At 67.7% G+C, this 20137-nt stretch carries 23 protein-coding genes; 15 read left to right on the top strand and 8 right to left on the bottom strand.

Annotated elements, in window-relative coordinates; all coding sequences use genetic code 11:
• Positions 1-34 precede the first annotated feature (34 nt).
• Both pstC and C3L37_RS02615 read right to left on the bottom strand, forming a co-directional pair.
• Positions 35-955, bottom strand: coding sequence for a phosphate ABC transporter permease subunit PstC (gene pstC, locus C3L37_RS02610; RefSeq protein ID WP_129113055.1), 921 nt, complete (start codon positions 953-955; stop codon positions 35-37).
• A gap of 125 nt (positions 956-1080) precedes the next feature.
• Positions 1081-2100 (bottom strand): PstS family phosphate ABC transporter substrate-binding protein, encoded by a 1020-nt coding sequence (locus C3L37_RS02615; protein WP_129113056.1) that lies wholly within the window; start codon positions 2098-2100, stop codon positions 1081-1083.
• Positions 2101-2509: 409 nt separating this feature from the next.
• Between C3L37_RS02615 and C3L37_RS02620 the strand changes: the two genes are divergently transcribed.
• Positions 2510-3511, top strand: coding sequence for a phosphate signaling complex PhoU family protein (locus tag C3L37_RS02620; RefSeq protein WP_129113057.1), 1002 nt, complete (start codon positions 2510-2512; stop codon positions 3509-3511).
• A 108-nt stretch (positions 3512-3619) separates the two neighbouring features.
• Here C3L37_RS02620 and C3L37_RS02625 read toward each other — a convergent pair whose 3' ends face one another.
• Positions 3620-3994 (bottom strand): 30S ribosomal protein S8e, encoded by a 375-nt coding sequence (locus tag C3L37_RS02625; RefSeq protein WP_129113058.1) that lies wholly within the window; start codon positions 3992-3994, stop codon positions 3620-3622.
• A 226-nt stretch (positions 3995-4220) separates the two neighbouring features.
• Between C3L37_RS02625 and C3L37_RS02630 the strand changes: the two genes are divergently transcribed.
• The 13 genes from C3L37_RS02630 (at position 4221) to C3L37_RS02690 (ending at position 16229) form a co-directional block, all read left to right on the top strand.
• The gene (locus tag C3L37_RS02630) at positions 4221-4745 is read left to right on the top strand and encodes a DUF2240 family protein (protein ID WP_129113059.1); all 525 of its coding nucleotides are present in this window, start codon (positions 4221-4223) and stop codon (positions 4743-4745) included.
• A 7-nt stretch (positions 4746-4752) separates the two neighbouring features.
• Positions 4753-5157, top strand: a complete 405-nt coding sequence (locus C3L37_RS02635; RefSeq protein WP_129113060.1) for a hypothetical protein — start codon at positions 4753-4755, stop codon at positions 5155-5157.
• 110 nt (positions 5158-5267) lie between these two features.
• On the top strand, positions 5268-6512 hold the full coding sequence (locus C3L37_RS02640) for a DNA double-strand break repair nuclease NurA (RefSeq protein WP_129113061.1): 1245 nt from the start codon (positions 5268-5270) through the stop codon (positions 6510-6512).
• A gap of 100 nt (positions 6513-6612) precedes the next feature.
• The gene (locus C3L37_RS02645; RefSeq protein ID WP_129113062.1) at positions 6613-6945 is read left to right on the top strand and encodes a DUF7113 family protein; all 333 of its coding nucleotides are present in this window, start codon (positions 6613-6615) and stop codon (positions 6943-6945) included.
• 214 nt (positions 6946-7159) lie between these two features.
• Complete coding sequence (locus C3L37_RS02650) at positions 7160-8998, top strand: ATP-binding protein (RefSeq protein ID WP_129113063.1); 1839 nt, start codon at positions 7160-7162, stop codon at positions 8996-8998.
• 100 nt (positions 8999-9098) lie between these two features.
• Positions 9099-9524 (top strand): universal stress protein, encoded by a 426-nt coding sequence (locus tag C3L37_RS02655; RefSeq protein WP_129113064.1) that lies wholly within the window; start codon positions 9099-9101, stop codon positions 9522-9524.
• A gap of 144 nt (positions 9525-9668) precedes the next feature.
• Positions 9669-10772: an aminotransferase class I/II-fold pyridoxal phosphate-dependent enzyme gene (locus C3L37_RS02660; RefSeq protein WP_129113065.1), complete on the top strand. Its 1104-nt coding sequence runs from the start codon at positions 9669-9671 to the stop codon at positions 10770-10772.
• Between the two features lie 103 nt (positions 10773-10875).
• Positions 10876-11250: a translation initiation factor IF-5A gene (locus tag C3L37_RS02665; protein WP_129113066.1), complete on the top strand. Its 375-nt coding sequence runs from the start codon at positions 10876-10878 to the stop codon at positions 11248-11250.
• Positions 11251-12090: an arginase family protein gene (locus C3L37_RS02670; RefSeq protein ID WP_129113067.1), complete on the top strand. Its 840-nt coding sequence runs from the start codon at positions 11251-11253 to the stop codon at positions 12088-12090.
• 294 nt (positions 12091-12384) lie between these two features.
• The gene (locus tag C3L37_RS02675; protein WP_129113068.1) at positions 12385-13152 is read left to right on the top strand and encodes a Nif3-like dinuclear metal center hexameric protein; all 768 of its coding nucleotides are present in this window, start codon (positions 12385-12387) and stop codon (positions 13150-13152) included.
• A gap of 290 nt (positions 13153-13442) precedes the next feature.
• The gene (locus C3L37_RS02680) at positions 13443-14456 is read left to right on the top strand and encodes a deoxyhypusine synthase (protein ID WP_129113069.1); all 1014 of its coding nucleotides are present in this window, start codon (positions 13443-13445) and stop codon (positions 14454-14456) included.
• A gap of 264 nt (positions 14457-14720) precedes the next feature.
• Positions 14721-15629 (top strand): DMT family transporter, encoded by a 909-nt coding sequence (locus tag C3L37_RS02685; RefSeq protein WP_129113070.1) that lies wholly within the window; start codon positions 14721-14723, stop codon positions 15627-15629.
• A 138-nt stretch (positions 15630-15767) separates the two neighbouring features.
• Positions 15768-16229 carry a hypothetical protein gene (locus tag C3L37_RS02690; protein WP_129113071.1) on the top strand — a complete coding sequence of 154 codons (462 nt, stop codon included), beginning with the start codon at positions 15768-15770 and terminating at the stop codon, positions 16227-16229.
• Between the two features lie 54 nt (positions 16230-16283).
• Here the strand turns inward: C3L37_RS02690 and eif1A are convergent, their stop codons facing one another.
• The 5 genes from eif1A to C3L37_RS02715 form a co-directional block, all read right to left on the bottom strand.
• Positions 16284-16568: a translation initiation factor eIF-1A gene (gene eif1A / locus C3L37_RS02695; RefSeq protein WP_129113072.1), complete on the bottom strand. Its 285-nt coding sequence runs from the start codon at positions 16566-16568 to the stop codon at positions 16284-16286.
• Positions 16569-16739: 171 nt separating this feature from the next.
• Positions 16740-17858 carry a pyruvate dehydrogenase (acetyl-transferring) E1 component subunit alpha gene (gene pdhA, locus C3L37_RS02700; protein ID WP_129113073.1) on the bottom strand — a complete coding sequence of 373 codons (1119 nt, stop codon included), beginning with the start codon at positions 17856-17858 and terminating at the stop codon, positions 16740-16742.
• A 202-nt stretch (positions 17859-18060) separates the two neighbouring features.
• The gene (locus tag C3L37_RS02705) at positions 18061-18483 is read right to left on the bottom strand and encodes a hypothetical protein (protein WP_129113074.1); all 423 of its coding nucleotides are present in this window, start codon (positions 18481-18483) and stop codon (positions 18061-18063) included.
• A 220-nt stretch (positions 18484-18703) separates the two neighbouring features.
• Complete coding sequence (locus C3L37_RS02710) at positions 18704-19324, bottom strand: hypothetical protein (protein WP_129113075.1); 621 nt, start codon at positions 19322-19324, stop codon at positions 18704-18706.
• A 90-nt stretch (positions 19325-19414) separates the two neighbouring features.
• Positions 19415-19804: a pyridoxamine 5'-phosphate oxidase family protein gene (locus C3L37_RS02715; RefSeq protein ID WP_129113076.1), complete on the bottom strand. Its 390-nt coding sequence runs from the start codon at positions 19802-19804 to the stop codon at positions 19415-19417.
• Here C3L37_RS02715 and C3L37_RS02720 point away from each other — a divergent pair.
• Positions 19803-20075, top strand: coding sequence for a hypothetical protein (locus C3L37_RS02720; RefSeq protein ID WP_129113077.1), 273 nt, complete (start codon positions 19803-19805; stop codon positions 20073-20075). The genes C3L37_RS02715 and C3L37_RS02720 overlap by 2 nt on opposite strands.
• Positions 20076-20137 lie beyond the last annotated feature (62 nt).

Below are 20137 nucleotides of genomic sequence, written 5' to 3' on the forward strand. Positions count from 1 at the left end.
CCCCCGGTGACACGTCGAGCGTGGAGTCGTCCGTTCATCGATACTCCTCCTGGTACCGTTCCGCAATTACGTTGCTGGCGAGATTCATGACGAACGTGATGGCGAACAGCGTGATTCCGATCGCGAACATCGACTTGTAGGCGATCGAACCGCCGGCGATGTCCGTCGTGACGAGTTCGACCATCGCCGCGGTCATGACTTCGAGGGACTCGAACGGACTCGGAATGAGCCGCGAGCGCATCCCGGACGCCATGACGACGATCATCGTTTCGCCGATGGCTCGTGACAGCGCCAGAATAAACGAAGAGAAGATCCCGGAGATGGCAGCCGGAATGACGATTCCGGTCGAGACTTCGAACTTCGTCGCCCCGAGCCCGTAGCCGGCCTGTCTGAGCGAGTCCGGGACGGCGGTCATCGCGTCTTCACTCAAACTCGACACCATCGGGATGATCATGATGCCGACCATGATGGACGCGCTCAACGCGTTGAACGTGCCCAGCGGGAGGCCGACCTCGCGGAGCGCGGGGGTCACATACGCGAGAGCGAAATACCCGTAAACGACCGTCGGGATGCCGGCCAGGATTTCCAGCGCGGGTTTGATCACCGACCGAGTTCGACTGCTCGCGTATTCGCTCAGGTACGCCGCTGATGCGACCCCGACTGGGATGGCGATCATCGCCGACATGACCGTGACGAATAAGGTACCGCTAACCAGCGGAAGCACGCCGAACTCCTGGTTGATCTTCGGGCTCCAGTCCGTCCCAAGGAAGAAGTCCGCGGGAGACACGTCCGCGAAGAACTGGATGGCGTCGACCAGCAGCGTCACGACGATTGCGACCGTGACGAACACCGAGAGCGCCGCGCACGCGAACAGGATCCACTTTATCGTCTGTTCCTGCGCGGAGCGGGCGGTAGATCCGCCGACGAAATCGGGTGTTCTCGTTTCCTGGCTCATCTTGTGAACGCTGTGTTGTGCTTCATGAAAAGCAGCGTGATTTTCCCGCTCGGTTTTTTCTGTTCTGACGTGTTTTTCGTCCCGGTGGCCGAAGGCGGTTGTTCTCCGTGAATCGTCTTCTGCGGCTACCCTTCGTATTCCTTGAGCGTTTCGAGGTTCTTATCGCGATTGTCCGCGCTCGACGGAACGTACCCGATGTCCTTGACGATATCAGTTTCCGATTGTTCGAGGTAGTATCGCGTGAACTCGTAGACCTGCGGCTTCTCCTTGAGAGACGACTCCGACGCATAGATGAACAGCGGCCGCGCCATTGGGTAGTTCCCCTCTTTGGCAGCGTCGAGGCTCGGCGCGGTGCAGCTACCGTTGTCATCCTCCTTGATCTGCAGCGCTTTGACGTTGTCCTTGTTCTCCTCGTAGTAGGCGTATCCCATGAACCCCATCCCGGCTTCGGAGTCGCGGACGCCCCTGACGATGTTGTTGTCCTCTTCGGTCGGCTCGTAGTCGTCACGCATCGCGCCCGACTCGCCGATGACGTTTTCGGTGAACCAGTCGAACGTCCCCGAGGAGGACGCGGGTCCGAAGAGGTTGAACTCCTCGTCCGGCCAGTCAGAGTTGACGTCGCTCCACGTCGTTGCGCCGTTGGGTTCCCAGATCTGCTTCAGCTCGTCAAAGCTCATGCAGTCGACCCAGTCGGCGTTGTTGTTGACGATGACCGTCAGCGCGTCGCTGGCGATCTCGAACTCGACGGGGTTGACGTCGTTCTCGGAACAGTGCTCCACTTCGCTTTCCTTTATCGGACGCGACGCGCCGTTTATGTCGGAGTTCCCTGGACAGAAGTGGTTCTCGAACCCGCCGCCGCTTCCAGTCGAGTCGACCGAGATGTTCACGTCGGGGTTCTCGCTCATGAACTCCTCGGCCATCGCCTCCGAGACGGGGAATACGGTGCTGCTCCCCTTGACGATGACCTCGCCTGAGATGTCTTTGCCACTACCGCTACCGCTGTTGTTACCGCTCCCATTGCCGTCTTCTTCGCCGCTGGCTCCAGGATTGCTCGTACACCCTGCGAATCCCGCGGCACCAACCGCACCCGAGGCGATCAGGAATTTCCGCCGGGATACGTGCTCCGTGGACGTCTTGCGCGTCATCACCTGTTGCTGGCCGACATATCCATAAATACGCTGCTATGACAACTATATAGTGTTGGGTATCGCTATTTTGTATTACTCTGTTGACGGACTATTCATCCAATACCCGGCCGTAGTCACGTGATTTTCGGGAAAGAACACAGTGATAAAAAAGGCCCAACTTGAAGATTATGTGGATTGCTAACAAGTAATCTATGTGATTCCGACGCTCACTATCCGATCTCGTGGTGAGTATCGGGGGAGAACGTATTTCCTTGACGGGGGGTGTGCTTCCGGCCGAATGCGGGCATCGACGGAGAGAGGGGTCGACGCATACGGCGAGAACCGTATTCGACTGACAAATAGATAATACTACCGTTAGGTATATAGAAATGGTCAGTTTTATAGCGTGGTGAGGGAAGCAACACGCATGGTCGAAACCCGGAAAGTCCAGGTGACCGGTGGATCGACGTACACGGTGTCGATTCCGAAGGATTGGGCGACCGAGAACGGCGTCAGCGCCGGGAGCGAGGTGGAGTTCTACCCGGAGGGCGACTCGCTCTTTCTGACGCCGCGGACCGAGGACGAGCGGACCGAGGGGACGCTCGACATCTCCAGCCTCGCAGGCGAGGAGCTCACCCGCGCGGTGATGACGATGTACGTGAGCGGGTTCGACATCATCGCGCTCGAGAACTCCCGCATCACGAACGACCAGCGGCGGACGATCCGCAAGGCGACCCAGAGCCTCGTCGGCCTCGAAGTCCTCGAAGAGACGCGCGACCGGGTCGTCATCCGCGACCTCCTCGACTCGTCGGAGCTCTCGATTCACAACGCCGTCACGCGGATGCGCCTCATCGCGCTGTCGATGCTGGAGGACGCGGTCGCGGCGCTGGAAGAGCTCGACACCGACATGGCCCGGGACGTCATCCAGCGCGACGACGACGTCGACCGCCTCTGGATGGTCGTCTCGCGCATCTTTCGGGCGACGCTCAGAACCCCCAAGGCCGCCGAGGAACTCGGCCTTCCGCGGGAGATCTGCTTCGATTACCACTCCAGCGCTCGCCAGCTCGAACGCGTCGGCGACCACGCGACGAAGATCGCACACCTGACGCTCAACATCGAAGAGCCGGTGCCGGACACCGTCATCCGGGCGCTCCTCGAACTCCACGACGACGCCAAAGCCGTCGTCGACGGCGGCATGGACGCGCTCTTCACCGACGACAGCGTCGAGGCGACCCGGCTCGCGAACGCCGCACGCGAGTCGGTACAGGAGATCGACGAGCACGCGCGCGCGATAGACGAACTGCTCCGGGAACTCGACCCGGCGCGCGCGCAGATGCTCGGACTCATCGTCGACTCGATCTCCCGCAGCGCCGACTACGGCGGCAACATCGCCGAGACGGCGCTGCAGAAGGCCGCACCGACGCCGTAGCGACGCGACGGTTCCATCCATTCACCGCGCCGGAGCAGGGGGCGTGATCGGGCTCGGACGACCGGCCCGGAGGCCCGTCGCGGCGGAGACGGTGAAAAGTCGACCGGTTTACTCGTCGAGGAGAACGGCGTTGACCTGCCCCGTTTGACCGGGGCGGGAGGTGACGCGGGCCCGGCCGGCGCTGGTCTCGATGACCGCGCCCTTGGTGATGATGTTTCGGCGGACGTAGTTGATGTTCGAGGGGTTCTCGACCACGTTTTCGATCTCGGCCTCCGCGACTTCGCCGCCGTCCGCGACCTGCGCGACGTTCGTCGAGAGCGCGCGGGTCTTCGTGTCGTTGCCGCGGGAGTCGATGATCCGGAACCGCGGCTCGCCGACGGTCGTCTCGCTCGGCTCGCGGCCGAGCTGGTAGCGCTTCTTGTTTCGGAACGGCTTCAGCCGTCCGCCCGTTCGCTTTCGCTTCGAGCGTCCCTGATCCTTCATACCGGGTAGGACAGCCACGAAGTACTTGAATCGCTCGACTCGGCGCGCGGCGCGGTTCCGGCGCTCGACGACGCGTCCGCGGACCGCGTCGGAACCGAGGGCGTCACCGTCTCCGTTCCGAGACGATGACCGTCAACGCACCGAGACGGTCACCGTTCGACGACGATCGCGTCCGGCGGTCGTACCGGCACGCTTTAGTGTCAGTCGTGCGCGCCGTACCGACCAGATGAGTCTGGAGCGAGCCGTCGCCGCCCCGTTCCGTCAGCGGGGCAAGACGCGGATGGGCGAGGGGGAGTTCGTCGTCGCGCTGTCGCTCGACAACGACTGGTTTTCGCCGGACCAGGCGAAGCGGCTCGTCGACGTCGCCGTCGGCCGCGACCTCCTCTCGCGCGACGGCACCGCGCTCGAAGCCGCGTTCGACCCGTCGGAGGTCGAAGTTCCGGCGGAGTTCGTCCCCGACGAGTCCGTCCTCCGCGAGCAGTCGACCTTCGAGCGACTGCTGGACGCGCTCGTCGCCGCCGGCGTGGAAAAGCAGACCGCGGTGGCGGCGATCAACGCCCGTCAGCACGACCTCGGCGTGACGCTCGAAGCCGCGGCCGTCGTCTACGCGCGGAGCCGGGGGGTCGACGTCGGCGGCCTCGCCGCGGACGTCCGTGAGGGACTCCGCGCGGACGACCGAACCGACGCGGATGATGGAACCGACGCGGACGATCGAACCCGAACGGACGACGTTACGTCCGGCGACACCTAGCTCCCCCATGGTCGAGGACCGACTCTCCGACGGCGCGCGAATCGCCCAGCTACTCGCCTCCGAGATCGAAAGCGGCGTCGGGCTTCCGCCGCTCGCCGTGGCCGAGGCGCGTCCGGACGTCGAGCCGACGGTCGACGGCGCGTTCGCCTACGCGGTCGTCCGCCGCGAGGCGGGAGTCTCCTCCGATCCGGACCCCGACGAACGGGTGGCGGAGGTGTACGTCCAGCCGGACAGGGCGCGGCTCGAACTGCTCGTCGGGCAGGCCGAGGCCGCCGAGGCCGCGACGGAGAGCGGGCTCCGCGTCCGGCCCAAGGCGGTCCGCCCGCCGCGCACCCTCGTCTTCGTCGAGGACGGCGCGCAGGTCAAGTGGGTGCTGCCGGCGCTCGCCGCGGCCGCCGAATCGACCGAGTAGACGATCCCTCGCCGACGTGCGGTCCCGTTCGGAGGCGGCGCGCTCGTCCGTCGCCCGCACCGGCCCTCGGAACCCGTCCCTTTTAGCCGGTGCCGTCCGGTGTGCCCGATATGACCCTCGACCCCGTCCACGTCGACGGCATCGCACGGCTGGCCGGCTTCATCGCGGACGGCGTCGACGACAGCGACCACGGGGACCTCGCGCGGACCGTCTGGACGGAGTGGTTGGACCCGCTGCGGAAGGGGGGGACGAACGTCGTCGAGCCGCTCGGCGAAAAGCGCCTGCGAGCCGTCGACGTCGACGACGTGGCCCTCGCGGAGCGGCCGTTTTCGACCGTCCACGGGCTCGACTCGGGGACGATCAACCCGACGACGTTCAAAAACGGGCTCGTCCTCGACGTGGCGCAGGCGGCGATGGCGCGCGTCCCGACCGACCTCGACCTCCACCGCTCGCGGAGCCTCGTCGCCACGGTCCACTCGCAGGATCGGACGGCGAACCACGACCGCGACTGGGAGCTGTACGACGACGGCTTCGGCCGTCTGCGCGTGTTCCACGCCCCGCGGGTCAACCGCTACGCGGAGGGCGTCGTCCACGCCCTCTCGCTGTACCTCGCCGAGAGCGAGCACGCGCTCGTCCACGCCAACACCGTCACCGACCTGCTGTTGCTCGACGGGCCGCTCTACCCGAAGGACCTCCTGAACTGGCAGGACCGGGACCCGGAGCTTGGCGACCTCGCTCGGGAGGCGAAGCCGCGGCAGATCGTCGAGAACTACGTCAGACTCGTCGAGCGCTTCGTCGAGCGGGACGTGCCGCTCGCGGGGTTCGTGAAGAACCCCTCGGCGAAGCTCATCACGCGGACCGTCCGCGACAAAGGCGTCGACGCGCCGTGGGTCGACGACACCGCCCTCTTCGACCGCCTCCTCGCACCGGACGACGCCGACGAGCACCGAACCGCCGATCTCACCTTCACGTCGTGGTTCGTCTCCCGCGGCGGGTCGGACCGCACGCTCGCCGCCGACGGCGACGCGCTCGGCGTCGAACGACGGCTCGATCCGGCGCTGTACGAGGTGACGTTCTTCGTCGCGTACGACCCCCGGCGCGACCTCCTGTACCGCGCCGAGGCACCCTACGCGTTCACGCGGGACCCGGAGACGCGGCGCGCGCTCGCGACGCAGCTACTCGGCGACGTCGCGGCGGCCCGCGGACCGCCGCCCGCCATCGCGAAGGCCGACGAACTGGCCCGGATCAGCACCGACGAGAAGGCGGCGCTGCGGCGCAAGCTGGAAGAACGATTCGACTCCGACCGGATCCGGACGTACGACGACGACCGCTGGGGCGACGGCGCGTTCTACTGACCGAGCGTCCGCCGGTCCGAGCGTCCAGCGCCCGTCCGTCGCTCGTCCGTCCGACGCCCGTCTCACACTTCTTTTTAGCGTGGCGGTCCTAGGTCGGGGTATGCTGCTTGTTCGCGGTCGCGGTGGCGGAACGGAACTCACCGGCACGATCTACGAGCGGGGTGAGGACGCCCCGACGTTCAGGGGTGCCCCCAACGAGGACGCGCCCTACGTGTGGCTCTGCGACGAGTTCTACGAGGTCGAAAGCGGCGGTTCCCCGATCGAACTGGACGGCGAGACGGTGAACGTGGCGTTCGAGTCCCCCATGCCCCGGGGGTTCGACACCCGGGATCAGGCGACGGCGGCGGCGGAAGAGCACATCCGGACGCAGTTCGCTCGCATCGGCGTCAAGGGCGACGACGTGGAGATCGAAATCACCAAAGAACAGCCCTGACCGACGGCGAACCCGCCCTCGAACTCTCTTTCTCTCCTCCTCGCTTCCCTTTCTCTCCCCTCGCTTCTCTTCGCCTCGTTCGTCTTCGTTCCGTCCGTTTCTCCCCCTCCTTTTTCCTCTCCGCCCTCCGGTTCGAGCGCGTCAGCGACGGTCGGCGGGTGGGGGGGGCCCCGGAGGGGAAAGGCGTTTGTGGGGGGCCTCCGTCGTCGGCCGTATGACCCTCGAAGACTTCACCGACGCCGCCGAGGACTCCGGCGACGACCGCGACGTCGCCGGGGCGGACGAAGTGGCCGCGGACGAATCCGATGGGGGCCCCGGCGACGCCGACGCGACGACGGGGACGGACAGCTTCGAGCGGCTGGCGGTCGAGCCGGCCGGCCGCGACCGCGGCATCGGCGCGATCTCCGTCTCGCAGGGGCTCTGCGTCGCGGAGGACGGCCGCGACACGGCGCTCCGGGCGTTCGTGACCGCGGGCAACCGCGAGTCCGTCCGCATCGGGAAGTACCTGCTCGTCCCCTACCCGGACGACGAGACGCTGTTTTGCCGGATCACGGCGCTCGAATACGCACAGGAGTTTCAGGCCGACGACGCGACGGAGATCCACGCCCGGCGTGCGATGCGCCGCGACGGCTTCGAGGAGCGCGACTACAAGTTCGTGGCGTCGCTCGAACCGGTCGCCGTGCTGTACCGCGAGGACGGGGAGCTGAAACGACGGATGACCGACCGCGTCCCCAAGCCGGGGGCCGTCGTCGCGGAGGCGACGGACGCCGAGCGGATCAAGACGGGGCTGAAGATCCCCGCCGAGGGCGTCTTTCTCGGCCACCTCTCCGTCGGCGGGGAGACGGTTCGAACCGCGGCGGAGCCGCCGACGATCGACTACCGCCTCAAGGACGACTACGCCGACGGCGACCCGCTCGTGTTTCGCCACGCGCTTGTCGCCGGCGGGACGGGGTCGGGGAAGACCCACGCCTCCAAGAACGTGCTGCGGCAGTACCTCTCGTCCGAGCGGACCTACGAGATGGACGACGGCAGGCGGGCTCGGACGGCGGTCGTCCAGTTCGATCCGCAAGACGAGTACGCGCAGATGCACGACGACAACGACGCGCTCGACGCCGCGTTCGCCCGCCGGCTCGACCGCGAGGGCGTCGCCCACGGCGGCCACGACGACACGGTCGCGCTGATCCCCGAGGTCGACGGCGCGACGTACCCCGGCGAGGGTCACCGCGCGGAGCGAATCCCCTTCACCGTCCCCTTCTCGATGGTGAAACGGCGGCCGTGGCTCGTCGCCGGCGCGAGCCTGAACGACAACCAGTACAACGCGCTGACGCTGCTCCTCGATCGGTTCTTCGGCGCGCACGGCGACGCCGGGACGTACTGGCAGTTCGTGAACTTCCTCGACGACCCGGCGCTGCGCGAGGAGCTCGACGAGTCCGGGCGGGTCCACGAGGCGACGTTCGACGCGGTGATGCGGAAGACGCGAACGCGGGCGGCGAACCAGGTGTTCGACCGCGACGCCCGCCCCATCACGGAGCTCGTCCACGACCTCGTCCGACCGGGCGGCCTGTCCGTAGTGCCGACGTACCACGTCAACGACAGCCGGGCGACCGAGATCGTCGTCCTCGCGGTGGCCAGCCTGCTCATCGACGAGAAGCTCTCGAACGACCCCGAACACGACCGGATCAAGGAGACGCCGCTCGTTCTCGGGATGGACGAGGCGCACAACTTCCTCACCGACGCCGAGAGCGTGCAGGCGCGGAAGGTGATCTCGAAGTTCACGGAAGCGGCGAAGCAGGGCCGAAAGGAGCGGCTCGGCCTCTTTCTCATCACACAGGACCCGCAGGACATCGCGGAGTCCGTGTTCAAACAGATCAACACGAAGGTCGTCCTGAACCTCGGCGACGAGGACGCGATAAAGAGCGTCAACATCCCGCCGAACCTGGAGGACAAGGTGCCGTACATGGAGAAGGGCCAGATGGTCGTCTACTCGCCGGACAACTCCGAGCCGGTGGAACTCGTCGGCCTGTCGAAGTGCGTGACTCGACACGGCGACTGACGCCGTTCGACCCTCCGCGGCGACTACCGCCACGTCGACTCCCCCGACGACGTGCGAACGATGAGCACGCTATTTATCCCGGCGGGCGCTACCCTCGGCTATGATCCGTCGAATACTCATCCCGGTGGACGGCTCGCCGCCGTCGAAGGCCGCGGTCGAGTTCGCGACCGACGAGTGGCCGGACGCGGAGTTCACCCTCCTGAACGTGATCAATCCCGTCGAAGCGGGGTACAGCCCCGGCGCGGGCGTCCCGAGCGGCGCGGAGGACTGGTACGAGGGCGCGAGGACCCAGTCGGAGTCGGTGCTGGCGGAGATGCAATCCGAGATCGGCCCCGACGCGAACGTCGAGACGATGACCGAGGTCGGTCGGCCCTCGCAAGCGATCGTCGAGGTCGCAGAGGAGGGAGACTTCGACCTCGTCGTCATCGGCAGCCACGGTCGAAAGGGCGTCTCGCGCATCCTGCTCGGAAGCGTCGCGGAGGCGGTCGTCCGCAGCTCGGCCGTCCCCGCGCTGGTCGTCCGCTGATCGGCCGCCTCGACCGTCGGTGAACGACGCGTCGGAGCCGATCGTATCGCGCGCCCGGCGGTTCGGCTACCGCGTCGACATCGATCCCTCCGCGTTCGTTTCCGTCACCCGCACGGTTATCGGCTCGGCGCCGGAGCCACGGGTATGGAGATCGAACCGTTCGGGCTCGAACGCTGGTTCGCCGAGTACGAACACGACGCCGAGATCATGCTCGCGGAGAGCGGCGTCCGCTCGCTTTCGGCCGACCGCTTCGACACCGATCCCGGCGACCTCGACTACGTCATCCCGACGAACGGCGACCCGGAACTGCGGGCGACGATCGCCGACCGGTACCGGAATCCGGGCGGGAGCGTCCCCGACGACGCAGCGGTGACGGCCGAGTCGGTGCTCTGCACCTGCGGCGCGCAGGAGGCGAACTTCCTCGCGTTTCTCGCGCTCGTTCGCGGCGACGACGCCCACGCCGTCGTCGTCACGCCGACGTACCAGGCCCTGCACGCCGTGCCTGACGCCTTCGGCGACGTGACGCGGGTGTCGCTCGACCCGCCCGAGTGGACGCTCGACGTGGACGCGGTCGCCGCGGCGATCCGGCCCGAAACGCGGGTCGTCGTTCTCAACAACCCGAACAACCCGACGGGGAAGTATCACGACGAGTCGACCGTCCGCGCGCTGTACGACCTCGCGGCGGACAACGGCGCGCACCTGCTCTGCGACGAGGTGTACCGCCTCCTCGCCGAGGATCCCATTCCGCCGGTCGCGAGCATGGGACCGCACGGCCTGTCCACGTCGAGCGTCACGAAGGCGCACGGCCTCGCCGGACTCCGGTTCGGGTGGCTCGCGGGCGACCGGGAGGTCATAGAGCGCGCGTGGGAGTGGAAGGACTACACCACCATCTCGCCGTCGCTCTTCGGCCAGCACGTCGCGAAGCAGGCGCTCGGGGAGCGTGAGCGATCGATCCTCGAGGAGAACCGGAGGTTGGCGGCCGAACACCGCCGGATCGTCCGCGAGTTCGTCGAGGCGCGTGGGATGGAGTGGCTCGAACCGGTCGGCGTCAACGGCTTCGTCACCGTCCCCGACGGTTTCGAGACCGGCGAGTCGTTCTGTCGCCGCGTCGTCGAAACGGAGAGCGTGGTGCTCGCGCCGGGCGATCTGTTCGGATTTCCCGGACACTTCCGGATCGGCTTCGGCCTCCCGACCGACGAGTTGAAGGAAGGACTGCGGCGCGTCGGTCGGGCGATCGATCGCGCGTAGTCCGTTTAGACCCGCGCGTTCGTCGCCGTCGACGCCGTCGGTGCGGGAAGCCCCTCGCTTCCTTTCCAAACCGTTTATACGACCGCCTCGGTAATCCCGAGGTATGGCGAAAGAGCAGAAGCAGGTTCGCGAACTCCAGGAGGGAAGCTACGTGATGATGGACGACGCCGCGTGCAAGATCAACGCCTACAGCACGGCGAAGCCGGGCAAACACGGGAGCGCCAAGGCCCGCGTCGAGGGTCGCGGCGTCTTCGACGGTAAAAAGCGCAGCCTCTCCCAGCCGGTCGACGCCAAGGTGTGGGTTCCGATCATCGACCGAAAGCAGGGGCAGGTCGTGAGCGTCACCGGCGACGACGCGCAGGTGATGGACCTCGAAACCTACGAGACGTTCACGATGCGGATGCCCGACGGGGTGAACCTCTCGCCCGAGGACGAGATCGAGTACCTCGAGTACGAGGGCCAGCGGAAGATCGTCTAGATGTTTCCCGGGGCGACCGCCGACCGCGACGCGGCCGAGTACGTGGTCGTCGGCGCTCCCCTGGACGCCTCGACCACGTTTCAGCCCGGGACCCGGTTCGGTCCCGACCGCATTCGGCTGTTCGCGGAGACGTACGACGACTACGACCGACGAACCGATCAGTCCTTCACCGAACTGGAAGTCCACGACGCGGGCGACGTCCGCCCGTGGGACGACGTTCCCGAGTACGTCGAATTCCTGAGCGGTGCGCTCCGCGACGTCGTCTGGGACGGTGCGGTTCCGCTCCTCCTCGGCGGCGAACACACCGTCACCGCCGCCGGCGTCGACGCGGTCGAACCGGACGTCTTCGTCTGTCTCGACGCCCACCTCGACCTCCGGCGCGAATACGACGGCAACGAGTGGAGCCACGCCACGGTGACGCGGCGAATCCTCGACGGCGATCCCTCGAACGATGCGGGCGGGATCGCCGACGAGGTAATCGTCCTCGGCGCTCGGACCGGCTCGCCCGAGGAGTGGGAGCGCGCCGAGGCGGACGACGTGACGGTCGTCCCCCCGTCGGAGATCGGCGAGTGGCTCGCCGACGCCCCGGGTTTCGGCGACCGATCCGCGTACCTGAGCGTCGATATCGACGGTGCCGATCCCGGGTTCGCACCGGGAACAGGGACGATGGAGCCGTTCGGGCTGACGCCGCGGGAGGTGCGCGACGTCGTCCGGGCAGTCGCCCCCCACGCAGACGGGTTCGACGTGGTCGAGGTGAACGACCGCGACGACGGACAGGCCGCCGCGCTCGGCGGGAAGCTCCTCCGGGAGTTCGTCTTCTCGCACGCGGCGGGGACGTGACCGACGGGCTCGGGTCCGGATACGACTCGCCGGAATCGCGAGTCGGCGAGATCGCCGAAGAAACGAGCGGATCGGGAGCGGGCGCTACGCCCTGATTCGTCGCAGCAGACGTCGTCCTTTGCGAACGATGCGCCGTCGCGCGCGCCGCGGGAGGCGGCGCCACGCGAACCAGGCTTTCCGTAGTTTACCCATCGTGAATCACCCGAGTTGTGCGCTCGGTTCCGAAGCCTCGACTCGACTCCGGGCGTGGTACTCGTCCGTCGACTTTGTTAACCCTGGTGGCGATTCGTCGGTATGGAACTCACGGACATCTGTGCGCGGTACGACGAGCGGCTTCGAACCGAGGACTACGCAGACGTCGACGCCAGCGCGAACGGCCTCCAGGTCGGCCCCGACCGCGCGGACGTCGAGCGCGTCGCCTTCGCGGTCGACGCTGCCGTCGCCACGATCGAGGCGGCGGTCGAGGCCGACGCCGACCTGCTCGTCGTCCACCACGGGCTCTCGTGGGGCGGCTTCGAGCGCGTGACGGGTGGGGCGTACCGGCGGATCGCACCGCTTTTCGACGGCGACCTCGCGCTCTACGTCTCGCACCTCCCCCTCGACGGGCACGGGACGCTCGGCAACGCGGCCGGGCTGGCCGACCTCCTCGAACTGACTGATCGGGAGCCATTCGGTCGGATGGGGCCGGAGCACATCGGTCAGCGCGGTCGCGCGGTCGACCCCTACGCCGTGACCGACCTCGCGACGCTGCTCGACCGCGAGCTCGATCACGGCGCTCGCGGGGTGCAGGTGCTCGACTTCGGCCCCGAGGAGATCGAGGACGTGGTGATCGTCACCGGCAGCGGCGTCGACTGGCTCGACGAAGCGGTCGCGGCCGGCGCGGACGCGCTCGTCACCGGCGAGGGGAAGCAGAAGGCGTACCACGAGGCGAGGGAGGCGGAGATCAACGTCTTCCTCGCGGGCCACTACGCGACGGAGACGTTCGGCGTCCGGGCGCTACAAGGGCTCGCGGAGGGGTGGGGACTGGAGACGACGTTCGTCGACCACCCGACCGGCCTGTAGCGGGATTCGGCCGAGGGACGTCCGGGCACGCAATCTCCTGGACATCGGATGCGCCGCCGCGAGGGATGGGTCGAACGCCGGAGCTAGGGGCGGATAGCCTCTCTGGGCTAACAGACGGCACGCGAGGTTCGCGACGGGGTGTGCCGTACTCCCGCGGACCGCGTCGCGGCGGTGGCTCAGATCACGGGAAGCGCTGGTCCCCTCTTTGTATATGAACCTCCGGGCGGACGAGTGGTATCGACCGGGGCGGGATCGCGCCCTTCAAACCGCCTCCGGACGCACCTCCTCCAATGAGCGACGACGAGTACGAACCGCCGCGCCGCGAGGAGTTCGAACACGACCCGGTCAGTCACGCCGAGGTCCGCGCGGGGATGACTGTCGGAGAACTGGCCGACGAGTACGGCAGGGCCGGCATCGGCGCGGCGGCGGTCCACGAGGCGGTTGAGATCTACGCCGAGATGCTCGACCCCGACGTCACATGCTTTCTCTCGCTCGCGGGCGCGATGGTGCCGACCGGGATGCGACGGATCGTTTCGGATCTCATCCGGGCGGGATACGTCGACGCGTTGGTGACGACGGGCGCGAACCTCACCCACGATTCCATCGAGGCGATCGGCGGGAAGCACCACCACGGCCGCGAGCACGGCGAGGGGTCGCTCCGCGAGCACGACGAGACGCTCCGCGACGAGGAGGTCGACCGCATCTACAACGTCTACCTCCCGCAGGAGCACTTCGCGCTGTTCGAGTCGCACCTCCGATCGGAGGTGTTCCCGCCGCTGGCAGAGGACGGCGTCGTGAGCATCGAGCGTCTCACCCGCGAACTCGGTCGGGCGAACGCCGACGCGAACGACCGCGAGGGCGTGGCGGAGGACGCGGGCGTCGCCGCCGCGGCGTACGAGTGCGACGTGCCCGTCTACTGCCCGGCGATACAGGATTCCGTGCTCGGGTTGCAGGCGTGGATGTACTCGCAGACCTCGGCGTTCTCGCTCGACGCGCTGGCCGACATGACGCCACTCACCGATCTCGCGTACGAGGCCGACAGGGCCGGCTGTCTGCTCGTCGGCGGGGGCGTTCCGAAGAACTTCACGCTTCAGACGATGCTCGTCACGCCCGGCGCGTACGACTACGCCGTCCAGATCACCATGGACCCCGAGGCGACCGGCGGGCTGTCGGGCGCGACGCTCGACGAGGCGCGCTCGTGGGGGAAACTGGAGAAGGACGCGCGAAACGCGACCGTGGTGGGCGACGCGACGGTTCTCTTGCCGCTCGTCGTCGCGGCGGCGCGAGAGCGCGTCGAAGGGTAGCGCTTAGTTCGGGGTGGCGCGTAGTCGCGTGTGGCCGATGACGAACGCACCGCTCCGAGTCGGGGTGGCGCTCGACGATGATGAGCCCTATGAGTGCCGAGGCCGCGTTTCTATCCATCGTTCAGGAAGATCTAATTCGCCATCTTTCGCCCGCCCGTTCACTTCCACCCCGCTACGGCAGCTTTCGACACAGCATCCAGTAACTGGCGTGAAGACTTCGACAAAATCGGGAGTCATAATCTACTGGGCGACGAGACGTGACGGGTGCACAGTCGCTATTCGGTCGGCGGGCTGTTCGTTCTTCTCGCGGCGCTGTGGGGGCTTTCGTTCCCCGCTATCAGCGTCGGACTGCGGTCGCTGGAGCCGGTGGTGTTCGCCGCGTTCAGGTACGATATCGCGGCCGTACTGCTCGTCGGATACGGAGTCGTCCGCACGACGAACTGGTATCCTGACGCGAAAAACGACCTGACGGCGGTGCTCGCCGGCGGCGTCTTCCTCGTCGCGGGTAACGTCCTCCTGTTCGTCGGACAGCAGACGGTCCCGTCCGGCGTCGCGGCGGTCATGCAGAGTCTGGTTCCCATCGCGACGTCGCTGTGGGCGCTGGGTATCCTCCCCGAAGAGCGGGTTTCCGCGGCGGGCGCGTTCGGAATCCTGCTCGGATTCGTCGGCGTCGGCCTCATCGTCCGCCCGAATCCGGGTGAGGTTCTCGCCGGGGACACGTCCGGGAAACTACTCGTCCTCGGACAGGTCGCATCCGTCTCGCTCGGCGGCGTCCTCGTTCAACGCGCCCGTCCGACGCTCGACCGCGCCGCGCTCTCCGGGTGGTCGATGGCGATCGGCGGGGTCATCCTCCACGCGGTGAGCCTCTCGGCGGGCGAACCGCTCTCGCTCCCGGCGACGCCGACCGCGCAGGCCGCGGTGGTCTACCTCGGCGTGTTCGCGACGGCGGTCGCGTTCTACGTCTACTACACGCTGTTGGACGTCCGAGGCGCGCTGGAGACGAGCCTCGTGGCGTATCTCGTTCCCGTCGTCGCCACGGTCGCCGGCGTGGTCGTCCTCGACGAGCGAGTGACCGCCTCCACGATCGTCGGGTTCCTCGTCGTGTTCGCGGGATTCGTCGTCCTCAAGCGTCGTGCCCTCGCGGAACTCGTCGACGGCTCGTCTCGACCGTGAGGCGACCGGCGTGAGCGACGGAGTCGACGGCGCCGACGGCGACGGCACCGCGAACATCGCTTGCTAACGGATACCATTCTAGGTCATTTAGAACCATTACCCGCCATCGCTTTGTGATCCACCCGAAGAGCAGTACCTATGACCGACGAATCGCCCCGGATTCACCCTGCGACGCGAAAGTCTACCCTCTTCTGTCAGGTCTGCCGGCACGCGAGTCTCGTCAACGGCGATTGGCGGCTCCGAACCGAGACGGACGGAACCGTTCGCTACGTCTGCCCCGCGTGCGGCCACGTCGTCGCCGAGCGGCCGGCGTTCGAGCGGGAGGCGGAAACCGACGGCGAGGGCCGCGCGAGCGAGAGCGTCGCCGCGGGAAGGTCGCGTCCGTCCGCCCCGGTGCCGCTCGCGGGATGGACCGTCGGTCCCCCCGACCCCGGACGGTGGGACGCGGATCCCGCGCGCTGGGCGGTCGGGGTGCCGTCGACGGTCGCACTCTGGACGGCGTGGGTGGGGTACGGCGGTGCCGTCGGCGCGGTGGCCGGTTCGTCCGTCGCCCTCGCGGCGATGAGACGCTGGAGCGTCCGCTGGTGGTCGTTCGCGTAGAATCGATCCGGGCCTGCGCGACGCGAAGCGGTCGTCTTCAGGCCGACGCGGTCGTCACTGAATGTGGCCTTCGCGGCGGAGCTGATCCGCGTCCTGGCCGGTGTAGCGCCACTCGATGTTGGCCTTCTCGTCCTGCCAGTCCCACGGCTCGACGAGGACGACGTCGCCCTCGTTGATCCACGTTCGGTACTTCATGCGGCCTGGGATCCGACCCATCCGCTCTTCGCCGTCCTCACAGCGGACGCGAACGTGGTTTCCGCCGTTGTGTTCCGTTACGACCGCAAATAGTTCGTCGCTGTTGGGCATTCGGAGGTTCCGACGCCCCGTGTCTTCGCTCACACCCCTTCTATGCGGGTCGCACATTTAAGTTATCGGAGACGCGCGGTACCGTTTGGCACGCCGACGGATCGCTACGGCCCCGCCTGCTTCCGCCGTGGAGGAGTACAACCCCGTATCTCGCGCCTCGTTCCGCCGAACCGTCCGCGCTCGTCCCCCGCCGTAAGGGGCGTCCTACTCGTCACGGAGAAACGCCGCGTCGCCGTACGTCTCCCGGAGATCGCGCAAATGATCCCGTTGGTCGCGGATCTCGTCCGTCGGCTCGTCGAACGCGTGCTCGAACATCGCGTCCGGATCCGCCTCGTGCCCCTCGATCCGGTCGATCGCGCGCGCGAGCGTCCCCTCGATCTCGTCTTCGATCGCGGCGACGCGCTCGTCGTCGAGCCGACCCGTCTCGCGCAGGAAGGTCTCGAACCGGGAGATCGGATCGCGCCGCCGCCAGCGTTCGACCTCCCTCTCGTCGCGGTACGCGGTCGGGTCGTCGGCGGTGGTGTGCGCGCCGAAGCGGTACTGGACCGCCTCGACGAGCGTCGGCCGGCGCTCGGACTCGTCCGGGTTCAGCGCCTTCTCGCGGGCGGCTCGGACGACGACGTACGTCGCGAGCGGGTCCATCCCGTCGACCCGCGTTCCCTCGAACCCGTAGGCGTCGGCCTTTTGCGCGAAGGTTTCGCTCGCGGTCTGTCGGTCCGCTGGCGTCGAGATGGCCCACCCGTTGTTGTTGCAGACGAACACGGCGGGCACGTCGAAGACGCCCGCGACGTTCATCGCCTCGTGGAAGTCGCCCTCGCTCGTCGCGCCGTCGCCGAAGTGCGCGAGCGCGACGCGGCCGTCCCCTTCGAGCTTCGCCGCCCACGCCATCCCGACCGCGTGCGGGAGGTGGTCGCCGATGGTGATGTTGAGCGGGAGCACGCCGAGGTCCGCGAGCGCCTCGTTGCCGCGTTCGTGACCGGCCCAGTAGAGCAGGTACTCCCACGGGAACCCACGCGCGACGACCGCGCCGTGTTCGCGGTACTGGTACGAGACGAGGTCGTCGTCCGCGAGGGCGTACGTCGAACCGATCTGCGAGCCCTCCTGCCCCGCGAGCGACGAATAGGTCCCGATGCGACCCTGCCGCTGGAGCGCGATCGCGCGCTCGTCGAACCGCCGGCAAAAGCGCACGTCGCGGTACATCGATCGTAACGTCTCGTCGCCGACGTCCGGTACGAGTTCGGGCGCGACGACCGTTCCGTCGGCGTCGAGAATCCGTACCGGCTCTTCCGTCCCGTTCGCCAGCAGGTCGCGTTCCCCGGACATGTCGTTCGATCAGTAGAGGTTCGAGCGGGCACATGAAACGTGGGGACGGACCGTCGGCGTTTCGGCCCCGAACGACGCGGTCGACGAGACCGAGGCGCCGCCGATCGGACGGACCGCGTTCGGTCCGCAGTACCGGACGCAGTTCGGTCCGCCGGTCCGCCGTACCGGACGCGGAAGCGGAGGCCGGTTCGGCTCTCGGCGGCTACTCTTCGTCCTCCTCGCTTTCGACCTCGATGATCACCGCGTCCTCGGCACCGCCGTCGGGCGCTTCCGCGATCGATTCGAGCGCGTTCAGCACCGCGTCCGGGTCCGCCCGCCGGAGCGCGGTTCGGAAGACGAGCGCGCCGACCTGCCCGGCGATCTCCCGGCCGAGGATCCCGGCCAGTCCGCCGCCGGCCACCTGATGGACCATCCGCTGGGCGACGACGCGACCGGCGGGGCGTCCAAGCGCCTCGCCGAGGCGCTCCCGATCGACCGCCCGCTCGTACGCCTCTCCCACCCGCAGCGCCTCGAAGTCCACCGCCTCCAGAATCTCCTCTGCCACCTGCACCACGAACAGCGCGTTCAGGCTGGATTCGACGCGTTTCAGCGCCTCGTCGGCGTCGGACGGCTCGAACGTCACCATCGGCGTTTCCCCTCCGATCTCTCCGTTCTCCCTCGACGCGTCGCGTGATTCATGCGGCGTCGCTAGCCGACGATCACGAATAAGGGTGCGGCCGGTATTCACAAGCCGCGGAGCGGAGCTTTTCGGACCTGCGATCGCGCCGGCGAGACGTCGGCGTCGCGAACGGCGTCCACGCCGTTCGCGTCGAGAGCCTTCGGCCGGCGAGTCCGCGGAGACGCGCTCACCTCCCGCTCGCGCGACCCTCGTCGCCGACGTACCGATCCGCCGCCTCTCGGAGCGACCCCGCGGATCGCTTTCCCCCGTCGAGTCGGGTCTGGTGATCGGCGATCATCTCCCGCACCTCCGGAGGGTACGTCGTGTACGCGGCGATCGGCTCGTACAGCCCGATCGTGTCGTGGAGCCGTTCGTCGGCCGGATCGGCCCGGTACGCGATGAGCGCCGCGGCGAAGGGCAGGAGCGTGAACAGGTAGATCGCCATCCACACCAGCGCGATCCCGACGAGGAGGGTCAGCGGCAGTTCGACGCTCCCGAGGAGGACGAACACGGCGAGAAAGAGACACGCCGACGCGCCGCCGGCCGACACGAACGCCCACCGGCGCAGTTCCGGTCCCCGGCCGAGCGACCGGATGGGGACCGACTCGGAGTACTGGAGGATGACCTGCAGGGCGATGGCGAGCGCGGGGAGCAACAGCGCGACGAGTTCGAGCACCGTCAACACGACGTCGATCCGCTCGTGGTCGAGCGGGATGCCGCCCTCAATCACCATCCCTCTGAGCGCGATCAGCAACGCCGCCGGAACCAGCGCGATCAGCCACCGCTTCGGAATTTTCGGACCTCTCATCTCGATCACCCTGCACGTCACTACCACGTCGACGGCTATATCTTGGCGGGCGGACGGCGGGGTTCGGACCCCGCCGTCGGCGTCGCGCTCTCAGTACCGCGTGGCCGTCGCCGAGCCGATGTCGATTCGGACGAGCACGTTCTCCGGATACGCGTCCTCGTCGGCCCCGTACTTCGCGTTGATTCGACGGGTGGCCTCCCGCGTCTCCGCCTCGTCTTCGACGACGGACGCGGTCCCCTGCAGCGCGACCATCCACTCGGTTCGCCCCCCGACGTCCGCCTGAACCGAGACGGCGACCCGCGGGTTCTCCCGCAGGTTCGCCAGCTTCCGCCCCCCGGTGAGGACTTCGAGCGTTCCGTCGGCGTAGCGGTACCACACGGGCGCGACGTGGGGGCGGTCGTCGACCGACGTCGCCAGGTGAGCCATGACTCGCCCGTCCGTGAGCAGTTCTTCCACCTCCGGGGGGACGGCGTCCGACATGGCCGAACCGTGGCGCCGCCGGACGAAAAGGATTGTCGCCGCCGCACGCCGACGGCCGATCGTCGGCCGACCGAAAGAGGGTGCCTCTGAGAGCTGTCGCGCGACGGTCGACGGTCGCGTGAACGCCTCGCTCGATCCGCTTTGCGGCGACGACGGTCGCCCGCGCTGCCCGTTGCGCCGCCCGCGCGGACGGGACGGCCTGGCCCGCGATGCGTCCCGGCCTGCGGCGATCGCGACCGACGCCGCCTTCCTTCCCGGCGGTTCGACGTAGCCGCGGAATCGAGTTGGGCGTGTCCCTTCACCTGTGAAGGCGCTCATATACCTCCCGCTGAT

Origin of the sequence: Halegenticoccus tardaugens (assembly GCF_004116405.1) — an archaeon.
GTDB lineage: Archaea > Halobacteriota > Halobacteria > Halobacteriales > Haloferacaceae > Halegenticoccus > Halegenticoccus tardaugens.

Coding starts and splice junctions, on each gene's coding strand:
- C3L37_RS02710 (WP_129113075.1), bottom strand. CDS start 19,324: ATGAGAGGTCCGAAAATTCCGAAGCGGTGGCTGATCGCGCTGGTTCCG.
- C3L37_RS02680 (WP_129113069.1), top strand. CDS start 13,443: ATGAGCGACGACGAGTACGAACCGCCGCGCCGCGAGGAGTTCGAACAC.
- pdhA (WP_129113073.1), bottom strand. CDS start 17,858: ATGTCCGGGGAACGCGACCTGCTGGCGAACGGGACGGAAGAGCCGGTA.
- C3L37_RS02635 (WP_129113060.1), top strand. CDS start 4,753: ATGGTCGAGGACCGACTCTCCGACGGCGCGCGAATCGCCCAGCTACTC.
- C3L37_RS02670 (WP_129113067.1), top strand. CDS start 11,251: ATGTTTCCCGGGGCGACCGCCGACCGCGACGCGGCCGAGTACGTGGTC.
- pstC (WP_129113055.1), bottom strand. CDS start 955: ATGAGCCAGGAAACGAGAACACCCGATTTCGTCGGCGGATCTACCGCC.
- C3L37_RS02665 (WP_129113066.1), top strand. CDS start 10,876: ATGGCGAAAGAGCAGAAGCAGGTTCGCGAACTCCAGGAGGGAAGCTAC.
- C3L37_RS02655 (WP_129113064.1), top strand. CDS start 9,099: ATGATCCGTCGAATACTCATCCCGGTGGACGGCTCGCCGCCGTCGAAG.
- C3L37_RS02625 (WP_129113058.1), bottom strand. CDS start 3,994: ATGAAGGATCAGGGACGCTCGAAGCGAAAGCGAACGGGCGGACGGCTG.
- C3L37_RS02690 (WP_129113071.1), top strand. CDS start 15,768: ATGACCGACGAATCGCCCCGGATTCACCCTGCGACGCGAAAGTCTACC.
- C3L37_RS02630 (WP_129113059.1), top strand. CDS start 4,221: ATGAGTCTGGAGCGAGCCGTCGCCGCCCCGTTCCGTCAGCGGGGCAAG.
- C3L37_RS02615 (WP_129113056.1), bottom strand. CDS start 2,100: ATGACGCGCAAGACGTCCACGGAGCACGTATCCCGGCGGAAATTCCTG.
- C3L37_RS02715 (WP_129113076.1), bottom strand. CDS start 19,804: ATGTCGGACGCCGTCCCCCCGGAGGTGGAAGAACTGCTCACGGACGGG.
- C3L37_RS02675 (WP_129113068.1), top strand. CDS start 12,385: ATGGAACTCACGGACATCTGTGCGCGGTACGACGAGCGGCTTCGAACC.
- C3L37_RS02640 (WP_129113061.1), top strand. CDS start 5,268: ATGACCCTCGACCCCGTCCACGTCGACGGCATCGCACGGCTGGCCGGC.
- C3L37_RS02650 (WP_129113063.1), top strand. CDS start 7,160: ATGACCCTCGAAGACTTCACCGACGCCGCCGAGGACTCCGGCGACGAC.
- C3L37_RS02620 (WP_129113057.1), top strand. CDS start 2,510: ATGGTCGAAACCCGGAAAGTCCAGGTGACCGGTGGATCGACGTACACG.
- C3L37_RS02645 (WP_129113062.1), top strand. CDS start 6,613: ATGCTGCTTGTTCGCGGTCGCGGTGGCGGAACGGAACTCACCGGCACG.
- C3L37_RS02660 (WP_129113065.1), top strand. CDS start 9,669: ATGGAGATCGAACCGTTCGGGCTCGAACGCTGGTTCGCCGAGTACGAA.
- C3L37_RS02705 (WP_129113074.1), bottom strand. CDS start 18,483: ATGGTGACGTTCGAGCCGTCCGACGCCGACGAGGCGCTGAAACGCGTC.
- C3L37_RS02720 (WP_129113077.1), top strand. CDS start 19,803: ATGGCCGAACCGTGGCGCCGCCGGACGAAAAGGATTGTCGCCGCCGCA.